The sequence below is a fragment of the Trichocoleus sp. ST-U2 genome (assembly GCF_039961875.1).
In the GTDB taxonomy this organism is placed as follows: Bacteria; Cyanobacteriota; Cyanobacteriia; order Cyanobacteriales; family FACHB-T130; genus FACHB-T130.
The window spans coordinates 1-11350 of record NZ_JAMPJY010000082.1; the positions used below are offsets into that span (position 1 = coordinate 1).

Annotated in this window: 9 protein-coding genes; all 9 read left to right on the forward strand. The window is 47.9% G+C overall.

All coding sequences use genetic code 11. The features are described from left to right. Nucleotides 1-498 precede the first annotated feature (498 nt). The gene (locus tag NC996_RS27535) at nucleotides 499-918 is read left to right on the forward strand and encodes a hypothetical protein (RefSeq protein WP_190415972.1); all 420 of its coding nucleotides are present in this window, start codon (nucleotides 499-501) and stop codon (nucleotides 916-918) included. A gap of 377 nt (nucleotides 919-1295) precedes the next feature. After that, a complete protein-coding gene (locus NC996_RS27540; RefSeq protein ID WP_190688867.1) occupies nucleotides 1296-2243 on the forward strand; it encodes a D-2-hydroxyacid dehydrogenase in 948 nt (315 codons plus the stop codon). Nucleotides 2244-2811: 568 nt separating this feature from the next. Then, on the forward strand, nucleotides 2812-3678 hold the full coding sequence (locus NC996_RS27545) for an STAS domain-containing protein (protein WP_190688869.1): 867 nt from the start codon (nucleotides 2812-2814) through the stop codon (nucleotides 3676-3678). An 8-nt stretch (nucleotides 3679-3686) separates the two neighbouring features. After that, entirely contained in the window at nucleotides 3687-4082 is a 396-nt protein-coding gene (locus tag NC996_RS27550) for an STAS domain-containing protein (RefSeq protein ID WP_190415969.1), read from the forward strand. Continuing rightward, nucleotides 4063-4467, forward strand: a complete 405-nt coding sequence (locus tag NC996_RS27555) for an anti-sigma regulatory factor (protein WP_190415968.1) — start codon at nucleotides 4063-4065, stop codon at nucleotides 4465-4467. Before NC996_RS27550 ends, NC996_RS27555 begins: the two co-directional genes overlap by 20 nt. Nucleotides 4468-4474: 7 nt before the next feature. Further along, the gene (locus tag NC996_RS27560; protein WP_190415967.1) at nucleotides 4475-5482 is read left to right on the forward strand and encodes an ATP-binding SpoIIE family protein phosphatase; all 1008 of its coding nucleotides are present in this window, start codon (nucleotides 4475-4477) and stop codon (nucleotides 5480-5482) included. A gap of 69 nt (nucleotides 5483-5551) precedes the next feature. Next, nucleotides 5552-7741 (forward strand): ATP-binding protein, encoded by a 2190-nt coding sequence (locus NC996_RS27565; protein WP_190688872.1) that lies wholly within the window; start codon nucleotides 5552-5554, stop codon nucleotides 7739-7741. Beyond that, nucleotides 7734-10091 carry a response regulator gene (locus NC996_RS27570; RefSeq protein WP_190688875.1) on the forward strand — a complete coding sequence of 786 codons (2358 nt, stop codon included), beginning with the start codon at nucleotides 7734-7736 and terminating at the stop codon, nucleotides 10089-10091. The genes NC996_RS27565 and NC996_RS27570 overlap by 8 nt, the downstream gene beginning before the upstream one ends. A 324-nt stretch (nucleotides 10092-10415) precedes the next feature. After that, nucleotides 10416-11137 (forward strand): IS1 family transposase gene (locus NC996_RS27575; protein ID WP_190435410.1). Its coding sequence is split into 2 segments (ribosomal slippage): nucleotides 10416-10722 and nucleotides 10722-11137, totalling 723 coding nucleotides; the frame shifts between segments, so codons are not numbered across the junction. Nucleotides 11138-11350: the final 213 nt, after the last annotated feature.

Consider the following 11350-nt stretch of genomic DNA (forward strand, 5'->3'; position numbering starts at 1 on the left):
TTGTGGATTGCACAACTTCCGTCTCAGCTATCGCTAGCTGGTGACAGCTTAGGGTGAAAGGAATAGAAACGATCCCACTTTTCTCTACAACCTCTTATTTCCGATTAAGTTTATTGCAGGTAATCTGTTTCATAGAGATTTGGGTGATGGACTTGGCTAGGAGGCATAGCAGATTATTCCATAGACGATTTCTTTGATAACCAACTGGGCAGGGCAATCCAGACACTTCTGCATTGTAGTCCGTGTATTAGTGTCGCGGCTGGAGTAGGAGCATCCCTTAAATGTAGTGATGGCGAAGTACTGCTGTGTTTGCCCTTGGGGTTCCTGAAGGGTAGAACACGATCGCTAAAATGCGATCGCTTTCTAGAAATCCTCAAGAGAATTTGATTCTTTCTGTTACCACTCGATTTTATACATCGCACCACTATTTTTGCGGCATTTTGTAGACTTTAGGTAAGCCACTCAAAGTGGCGGCTTACTGAGTAAAGAAGCATTACCATGTCTGAAACTCAACCAGTACCAGAAAAAACCAATGCTGCTCCCACCGTACAGAATTCTCCACAACTCAAGCCGGGAGGAATTCTCAGCAATTGGAAAACCAGAGTCGGGATTATCGCTACGGCAGTCATTGCTGTTGTTTTTGGCTTGTTTGTTCTCGGTTTCTTTTGGCAGCACATGATTGCAGGGATGGGTATGAGGTCTTGGTCTAGCCATGCGCGTGCCACACCGATTGAGTGCATGATTAAGGACACGAACAATGATGGTTATGTGAGCTGTAGCGCCATGCTAGGCGGCGAAGTCGTACCACTTGAGTGTGGAGCCAACATATTAAATATTGGTTGCCGAGTGAATTATGGTGCGGCGGCTGCCCCTCCTGTGCGTCCATTCAATCTGCCAAATGTTCGCGGAAGTTCCTGAAATTCTAAGAAACTTTTGCCCAAAGTTTCTTAGAGATAGCGCTTAACATCTCAAACTAGGCGTTGCTGAATCGCGATCGCAGATGGTTTGGCGTACACACTCTACTCTACTGGAGACTGAGTAGAACGAATTTCGTGCAGAATTCTGCAACGACAGAAAACATCACTCTCCTCAATATCGGAGAGTTTACACCAAACTATTTGCGATTCCCGCCCCAAGCTTACCAAACCATTTGCGGTTGAATCAAACACAGCCTAAAGACTAAAACCCTTGCGTGTCGTCACTTCCCACTACTTCCCGCATACATAGTCCAGAATTCACTAAACCATCTGCGGTCACGCGATACATAGCGAATTCGTTCCGATATCAGACCAAATATGAGACTAATAATCCCTACCGAAATTGCATCTGATATCGAGCCGCGTTTACCTCCCAATTTACAGGTGGTACGTGTGGATAGTGAGGGCAATCTTGACGGCGATGCCAGCGATGCTGAAGTTTATTTCAACTGGATTCTGCTAAAACCAACTACTTTGCATAAAGTTCTCGCGGCTGCACCCGCACTGCGTTGGCAACACACCCCTAGTGCCGGGGTAAATCACATTCTGACACCAACGTTTTTGGGACGGGAGATTACTCTCACGAATGGTGCAGGGGTTCATGCAATTCCGATTGCGGAATTTGTCCTGATGTTTATGCTCTATCATGCGAAAAATTTACCTCAACTACAAGCATTTCAAGCTGAACGTAATTGGGGGAGAGGCATAAAACTGAAAGAGTTGAAAGATGCAACTTTGCTAATTATTGGTGCGGGAAGTATTGGCGTCGCGATCGCGCAACGTGCGTCATCTTTTGGCATGAGAGTTTGGGGTAGCCGTCGCCATCCCGAACCGCTACCGGAGTTTGACAAAGTCGTGAGTGCAACCGAATGGCGATCGCTGCTTCCGGAAGCTGATTATGTCGTCGTTAGCACACCTCTGACACCGGAGACGAAAGGCACGATGGACGCAGCAGTTTTTCAAGCCATGCGTCCATCTGCCTTTTTCATTAATATTGCTAGAGGTGCAATCGTTGATGAAGCTGCATTGCTGACTGCTCTTCGAGAAGGCTGGATTGCAGGCGCTGCATTAGACACTTTTTCCGCAGAACCCTTACCGCCAGATAGTCCTTTTTGGTCGCTGCCTAACGTCTTTATTTCACCCCACTGTTCGGCAGATTCGCCACAAACTTACCAGCGATCCTTAGAACTGTTTTTGGAGAATTTGAGCCGCTATCAAGCTGGTTTACCGCTGCGAAATGTAGTGGATAAGCAAGTGGGTTACTAATATTTTTCCCACTCATCCTCTGCAATTAACAATTCGAGATTCTCAAAACTTCCTGACTCTCACTGCTGCTTTAGCACAAAAGTTCTCAATAGAGGACTTGTAGCGAGTGCGAAGACGTGAAGATGCTTGCTTAGGACTTGTGTAACTGTCACAGAGCAGTTTATAGGGTGCCTTCGCGCGATCGCCTTGCTTCAATTACAGTTGATTACGCAACGCAACAGGAAGCACTCAGCAACCTTTAGCCTAGATGATGGGTATGATTTCTAGGCTGGCTTGCAGATTTTAGGGCGAACCATAAGCGTAGGAACGTGACGGTGAAACTTCGGTAACACGTACTTATTTTGTCCCGCCTTATCCTTATAATTAATCTTGGTCAATCAGCCTTTCAGGGACTACCTCATACTGCCTAGTTCGTCAACTAGATTTTCTTAACGATAAAAAAGTACATCTAGAGATTCTCGCAACGAAAGCTGTTCAATGGCTCCACTGAGCTAGTTAGCCGAAAAGCCTAAATAGTTGACTTGTACAATAATTTGCCAAATACAGGCTAAAATAAGGGGCCGTTAATATGAACGTGAGCGGCAAAAGTAAGATTCCGAAAATTCTCCAAACCGATCAATCCCAACTGCTAACAGACTGGATCTCAGAGCAAATAACTGCTGGTATCCGCAAAGACCTAATTAAGGAAATAGAGCTGCGTGAAGAATGCAGAGAATTCCTAGACTTGTTCTCGGCATCTGTCCAGCAGGGTAACTTCACCGACATTAAATCGACTGAATGGCGTAGCGTGCGCGAGATGCTTGGCTCGATTTCGCGATCGCGCAGCCAGAAAGGCTTCACGCCATCAGAAACCGCAACTTTTGTTTTTTCTTTGAAGCAACCTTTGTTCAGCCGCTTGCGCCTAGAACTTGCACAGGATAGCGAAAGCCTTCTGGAAGAGATTTGGTCAGTTACGACTCTGTTGGACAAGCTTGGACTCTGGACAACTGAAAGCTATCAGAAAGCCCGCGAGGAAGTGATCCTGCGCCAACAAGAGGAGCTGATGGAACTTTCAACGCCGGTCGTGAAACTGTGGGAAGGCATTTTAGCTCTACCCATCATTGGCACCCTCGATAGCGCCCGCACCCAAGTGATGATGGAGTCCCTCTTGCAGAAGATTGTAGAGACGGGTTCGGAAGTCGCCATCATTGATATTACGGGAGTGCCCACCGTTGATACTCTCACCGCTCAGCACTTACTTAAGACAGTCACTGCGGCTCGTCTAATGGGCGCTGATTGCATCCTGAGCGGGATTCGGCCCCAGATTGCTCAAACGATTGTCTACTTGGGCGTGGATCTGGCTGATGTGATCACCAAGGCTTCTCTATGCGACGCATTTGCTTTGGCGCTGAAGCGAACTGGAGCCACGATCTCTCGCGCCCAAACACGCACTTAAGGAGTTTTATGGAACGTATCCCCATATTACAAATGGGTGAATTCCTGCTAGTGACGATTCAGGTCGATATGCACGATCGCCTAGCGATCGCTTTGCAAGATGACCTGACCGACCGCATTAGCCAAACAAGTGCCCGTGGTGTGCTGATAGATATTTCAGCACTAGAGATCGTTGATTCTTTTATTGGACGGATACTGGGAAATATTGCCAAGATGTCGCGAGTACTTGATGCTGAAACGGTTGTTGTAGGTATGCAGCCAGCAGTCGCCATCACTTTAGTAGAGTTAGGACTCTCCTTAACCGGCATTCGCACAGCCTTAAACGTTGAAAAGGGAATGTCCCTCCTGCATAAATCGTTGGAGGCTTCTCCTAGGGGGAGCATAGATGGTCTTGCAGAGGTCTGAAACGATAAGCATCCAGTCTTCGGCAGACGTTGTGCTAGTACGGCAAGCCGTGCGTCAGTTTGCCCTAGGACTGGGTTTTAGCCTAATAGACCAGACTAAAATCGTGACAGCGGCGAGCGAGCTGGCACGCAACACCCTGGACTATGGCGGCGGCGGGACGGTGCAACTCGAAGCCCTAGAGGAGGGACTCCGTCGGGGTCTGCGGCTAACTTTTGAAGACAGTGGGCCAGGAATTCCGGATATCGATCTGGCGCTAAAAGATGGCTTCACAACCGGAAACGGGCTGGGGATGGGTTTGAGTGGGTCAAAGCGCCTGGTGAACGAATTCAATATCGTTTCCCGTGTCGGAGAAGGCACAAAAGTCACTATTACAAAGTGGAAGTGAGTTAATTATGAATGCTCCCGTCGCCTTACCCATTTTAGAGTCTAGTCAGGCTGGTGAAGCGAGACGAATAGCCCTCGCGATCGCGACTCGTCTCGGCTTCAACGAAACTGAGCGGGGGCAGGTTGGTATTGTCGTTACTGAGATCGCCAATAACCTGGTTCTGCACGCTAAAGACGGTCTGTTGCTGCTACAGCCTTTAAGCAAAAACGAGATAACGGGTATAGAAATCCTAGCCTTGGACAAAGGGCCAGGGATCAGCAATATCCAGGAGTGTCTGCGCGACGGTTTTTCTACAGCAGGGACTCCTGGAAATGGTTTGGGGGCAGTTAGCCGCCTTTCTGCTTTTTTTGAGATTCATTCTGTTCCCAACGTGGGTACAGCTTTATTAAGTCACCTCTGGGCTTGCCCAGAAGTGGCAAACCAATCGACCAACAATCTAGAGATTGGCGTGGTGTGCCTCCCGATGGCAGGGGAGGAGGTATCGGGTGATGGGTGGGCAACCGACCAACAGCCCGGTCGCAGTCTGCTATTAGTCGCAGATGGTTTGGGTCACGGCCCTCTAGCCGCCCAGGCGTCCCTAGAAGCCATTCAGATATTTCGAGAGAATGTCCGCAAAAGTCCCGCAGAGATTATTGAAGCGGCTCACGTAGCCCTGCGGAGTACTCGTGGAGCCGCTTTAGCGATCGCAGAAGTAGACTTTAAAACTCTTGTCGTTCGTTTTGCTGGAGTTGGTAATATCGCTGGCAGCGTTTTTTCTCCCGCAGGAAGCTACAGCATGGTTTCCCACAATGGCACAGTGGGGCATGAAGTCCGTAAAATCCAGGAATTTGTCTATCAGTGGCCTCAAGGAGGGCTTTTGGTGATGCATTCCGATGGGTTGAGTACACAGTGGCGATTGGATCGCTATGCTGGTCTCATAACCAGACATCCCAGCCTAATTGCTGGAGTTTTGTACCGGGATTTCTACCGAGGTCGCGATGACATCACTGTGCTGGTTGCTCGCGAAGAAGACTGAAGGCCAAAGGAGTACAGCAGGGGCTGATGAACAATAAATAACAAGCGATTAGCCATTAGCAATTGACCAATGACCAATCTTCTTACGATAGAAATACGATTTGAGCAAGATGTCGTGATGACCCGTCAGCAGGCACGCCAGATTGCTCAAGCTTTGGGATTTGACTCGCAGGATCAGACGCGCATTGCCACTGCTGTATCGGAAATTGCCCGCAACGCCTTCCAATATACCCGTGGGGGAAAAATAGAGTTTCGGGTGGAAGGCGAATTGCCTCAGAGCTTGGTGGTATGCATTCGTGACCAAGGGCCGGGTATCGCCAATCTGAAGAGCATTCTGGATGGGCAGTATAAATCAAAAACCGGAATGGGTTTAGGCATTATTGGCACCAAGCGGCTGATGGATCGGTTTCATATCGCGTCCACGCCAGGGCAGGGAACAGAGGTGCTGATGGAAAAAACCTTGCCAAAGCGGGCACCGAGCTTGACAGCAAAGCGCTTGGCGCAAATTGCTGATGAGTTGGCGATGCGAGGGTCTCAAAATCCCTTTGAGGAAATTCAGCAACAAAACCAAGAACTGCTTCGCACTCTAGCAGAACTCGAAAAGCGTCAAGCTGAATTGGCGCAGGTCAATCGCGAGCTAGAGGATACTAATCGGGGTGTTGTGGCATTATATGCCGAGTTAGACGAAAAAGCAGTTTCTTTACAGCGAGCCAATGAACTCAAAACTCGCTTCCTCTCTAATATGAGCCATGAGTTTCGCACGCCGCTCAACTCGATTATGTCTCTCTCTCGACTGCTGCTAGATCGGATGGATGGTGAATTGACACCCGATCAAGAACAGCAAGTGACGTTTATCCGTCAATCGGCTGAAGGACTCTCGGAGTTGGTGAACGACCTTTTGGACTTGGCAAAGGTCGAGGCAGGAAAAATTGTGGTTCATCCGAATGCGTTTGAAGTTAGCGAGCTATTCGCTACTCTTCGAGGAATGCTGCGCCCACTTCTTAGCGATAATTCCTCAATTTCTCTTGTTTTTGAAGAACCTGTTGGCTTTCCCCCACTCTGCACCGATGAGGGGAAGGTTGCCCAAATTTTGAGAAATTTTATTTCTAATGCATTGAAATATACCGAAAGAGGTGAAGTTCGCATCAGAGCTGAACTGGACAAAAACGCTGTCGTCTTCTCGGTGGCTGATACAGGTATCGGAATTGCGCCTGAGGATACTGAACGGATCTTTGAGGAATTTATTCAGGTGAATTCTCACCTTCAAAAGCGGGTTAAAGGAACAGGTCTAGGACTGCCGCTTTCGCGGAAGTTAGCCGAGTTACTGGGAGGGAGTGTCTCCATCAAAAGCTTACAAGGGGTAGGTTCCACGTTTTTCGCCACCATACCGCTCATTTACCGGGGTGAGGGTGATATAGAGGAGGTATCTGAACCCGATGCTCCTTTGCAGTTAGATGCGACTCGCTATCCAGTATTAGTTGTAGAAGATAACCCAGAAACACTGTTCATTTACGAGAAGTATTTTGCGGGGTCGAGCTATCAAATTATCCCAGCGCGATCGCTCAAGCAAGTAAAACAAGCATTTCAAATGTTTGAGCCACGAGCTGTGCTATTAGACATTTTGCTTGAGGAGCAAAATACCTGGGATTTCCTTTCAGAGATGAAAGGAAACGCTTCGACACGAGATATCCCGATCGTTGTTATCACTGTTATTGACAACGAAAAGAAAGCTCGTGCTTTAGGTGCAGATGCCTTTTTTGTGAAACCAGTAGAACGATTATCGCTTCTTGAAAAACTTAATACTTTAGTCAAACAAGAGCATTTACAAAAAGTTTTGATTATTGACGATGACCCAGCATCCCACTATCTACTAAAGCAATATTTAGCCGATTTTACGGGTCGCACCACTCGTGAAAAATGTTTTAATTTTAAGATAATTGAGGCAACTTCAGGGGACGAAGGTATCCGTCACGCCCGCCTAGAAAATCCTTCTTGCATTTTTCTCGACCTAGTTATGCCAGATATGAGCGGGTTCGAGGTTTTGGAACAGATGAAAGCCGATCCAGCTACTAAAAATATTCCGGTAATTATTAATACTTCAAAGCTTCTTGAACCAGAGGAACGCTCGATACTTGTTGAAAGCACAGTAGCGATTCTCTCAAAAGAAAACTCATCCCGTGAAGAAGCGATCGCTCTTGTCCGAGAAGCACTTCTTTTAGCTGGGCTAGTTCTAGAGCCTGGAGAGGCTGCTCATGTCTGACCGCACCCTTATCACGATCTTGCACGTAGACGACAATGAAACGAACCGCTATGTCGTCAGTCGAATGCTTCGGAAAGAGGGGTATAAGGTTCAAGAGGCTGCTACTGGCGAAACGGGTCTGCAATTAGTAGCGCAGCAACCGCCTGACTTAATTATCCTTGACGTGCAGCTTCCTGATATTAATGGGTTTGAGGTCTGCCACCGCCTCAAGGCAAACCCTGCTACTTCCTCTATTCCTGTCCTGCATTTGTCTGCTAGTTTTGTCGAGAGTAAAGACAAGGCACAAGGGTTAGAGAGTGGTGCAGATGGCTATCTAGCCCAGCCGGTGGAGGCAATCGAGTTGCTCGCTACTGTGAAAGCTTTGCTCCGCATCCGAGAAGCTGAAGAATCGGCAATGGCTTTGGCGAAAGAGTGGCAAACGACATTCAATGCCATGAAAGATGGTGTTTGTTTACTAGATCACCGTGGCAGAATCTTGCGAACTAACAGCGCCATGACGAATCTTCTGAAAAAACCGTTCGGAAAGATCGAGGGTTGCTTTTATCAGGAGGTAATGCACGATATCCTGGGCTGCGTCGAGGTAACTCCCTTAACTCGTGTCCAAGAAACCCGTCGTCGCGAGAACGAAGAGCTACGGTGTGGTGAACGATGGTTTTCTGTAACCACAGATCCCGTGTTCGACGAGAGTGGAGTTTTTACGGGTGCTGTGTATATCGTAGCTGACATCACAGATCGCAAGTGGGCATCAGAAGCGCTGCGAACCAGCGAAGAACGGTTTCGCTTGTTATTAGAAAATGTAAAAGACTACGCGATTTTCTTCATCGACCCAGACGGGCGTGTTATTCGTTGGAGCATTGGAGCAGAGCGCATTTTCGGTTATCAGGAAGCCGAAATCCTCGGTCAATCTGCCTCAATTATCTATATACCTGAAGACCTAGAACTCGGTGCAGACAAGCAAGAACTGGAAACGGCAGTAATAGAAGGTCGTGCTGAAAATGAACGCTGGTACCTGCGTAAGGACGCCACCCGTTTCTGGGCAAGTGGCATCGTAACGCCCTTACGAGATGAGACTGGGCAGCTACGAGGCTTTTCTAAAATCATGCGTGACTTCACTGAACGGAAGCAAGTTGAAGACGAACGCAACCAACTACTCGTTGCGGAACAGGAAGCACGCACCGCGGCGGAGTCAGCAAACCGGATGAAGGACGAGTTTTTGGCAACACTGTCTCACGAACTGCGATCGCCCCTCAACGCAATGCTAGGGTGGGTTCAATTACTCAATACCCGCAAATTTGACGAGGCGACTACTGCGCGGGCGATGGAGACCATTGAACGCAGTGCTAGGGCACAAGCTCAGCTGGTGGAGGATTTGCTGGATGTTTCCCGCATCATTCAGGGCAAGTTACGCCTAAATGTCCGCCCAATTGAGCTTGCTTTGGTTGTTGAGGCGGCGGTTGATACCGTCCGTCCGGCGGCTGATGCTAAGGCTATTCGACTCCAAAGTGTACTCGATCCGGCAGCAGGCCCGGTTGCCGGTGACTCAGACCGCTTACAGCAGATAATTTGGAATCTATTATCCAATGCAATCAAGTTCACACCTAAAGAAGGGCGAGTTCAGGTTCGCCTCGAACGGATTAACTCCCATGTTGAAATAACAGTAATCGATACAGGACTTGGCATTAACTCTGACTTTGTGCCCTATGTCTTCGACCGCTTTCGTCAAGCTGATAGTTCTATTACCCGGTCATACAGTGGACTTGGTCTTGGTCTAGCGATTGTACGCCACTTGGTAGAGCTACACGGTGGGACAGTTCGTGCAGAAAGTCAAGGTGAGGGGCAGGGAGCGACATTTATCGTAAAGCTTCCTCTGATGCCTGTCCGTATGGAGACAAGTGAGGGAGAGCGGGTACACCCAACGGTTGGGCGGGGAGTTTCATTTAACCATCCACCTTCGTTAGATGGCTTACAAATACTCGTTGTAGACGATGAGGTTGATTCGCGCGTGTTTGTCACCACGCTATTGGAACAGTGTGGAGCTTCTGTGTGTGCCGTTGGATCGGCTGATTCAGCGATTGAAGCGATAAAAATTCTTAAACCAGATGTTCTATTGAGCGATATTGGGATGCCTGGAGAGGATGGCTACACATTGATTCGTAGAGTACGGGCATTGAACCCAGAAGAGGGGGGACGAACTCCTGCTGTTGCTCTAACAGCATACGCTAGGGCTGAAGATAGGATGCGAGCGATCGCTGCCGGATTTCAAATGCACATCCCTAAACCTGTGGAACCTTCTGAATTAGCAACCATTGTAGCGAGTCTTGCTGGACGAACAGGAATTCATGAAGTGTGAAGTCAACGGCAGTCAGTAAATCCTCTAAGACTCGACTTTCTACAGTGAACGGTTCCACTGAGTTAAGTTTTTAAGTATCAGAACAACAAGTGCCTACTTCACTGTTCAGAGGGAAGGTTGACTCAGAAAGCCTGAAGTAGGCTGAAAAGACAAGTTTCAACCCGACAGGAGTTGGTGATTGTGGATAGAAATAGATGGAGAAGCGTCCAAGAAAGGGAGGGGGCAAGTAAGCTGAAAATGAAAAATCTACAGAAATATTCAGCAACCCCCTTGGTAGTCCTAAAGATGTAAGGATAGAGAAGACGAAGTGACCCCAATTGATTTATGCCGGTTTCTCTACTTGCCTGTCCTGCTTGTGACTCAACGCATACTGTCAAAAATGGCAAAATCCATAATGGCAAACAAAACTACAAGTGCCGCGATTGTGGTAGACAATTTGTCCAAGACCCACAAAACAAAGTCATTGATCAAATCACCAAAACTCTGATCGACAAACTGCTGTTGGAGAAGATTCCGTTAGCTGGCATTGCCAGAGTAGCAGGTGTTTCAGAACCTTGGCTCCAAAGCTATGTCAATGAGAAATATCGGAACGTGCCCCGTCAAGTGAAGGTACAGGCTAAAAAAAGGGGGGCTTAACCATCCAATGTGATGAGATGTGGTCGTTTGTGGGTAACAAAGGCAACAAGCAGTGGATTTGGTTGGCATTAGATGTCGAAACCAGGGAAATTGTTGGGGTGTGCGTGGGAGACCGGAGTCAAAATAGCGCACAGGGATTGTGGGATGCCCTGCCAGCAGTTTATCGCCAGTGCGCTGTTGCTTATACCGATTTTTGGTCTGCTTATGAGGATATCTTCCCCAGTAAACGGCATCAAAGTGTGGGTAAGGAAAGTGGCAAAACTAGCTTAATTGAACGGTTTAACTGTACCTTGCGTCAGCGAGTGTCACGTTTGGTGAGGAAGACGTTATCGTTTTCCAAGAAATTGGAGAACCATATTGGGGCAATTTGGTACTTTGTTCACCATTACAATGCATCCTTACATCTTTAGGACTACCCCCCCTTAATTGGCCAGGGGAGATGCTTTGTTTTGCCAAATAGATGACTTTTGTCAAAAATTTGAACCGCAGTGGCAGCAAAAGCTACTGATGCATGACCCATGCCCCAGATATCTATTAGAGAGGGTAGCCCAAAAATAGCATTTACTAACAAGCAAACTACAGGAAACGGCTTCTTTTGGCAATTGCACAGTGGAAACAAAGCA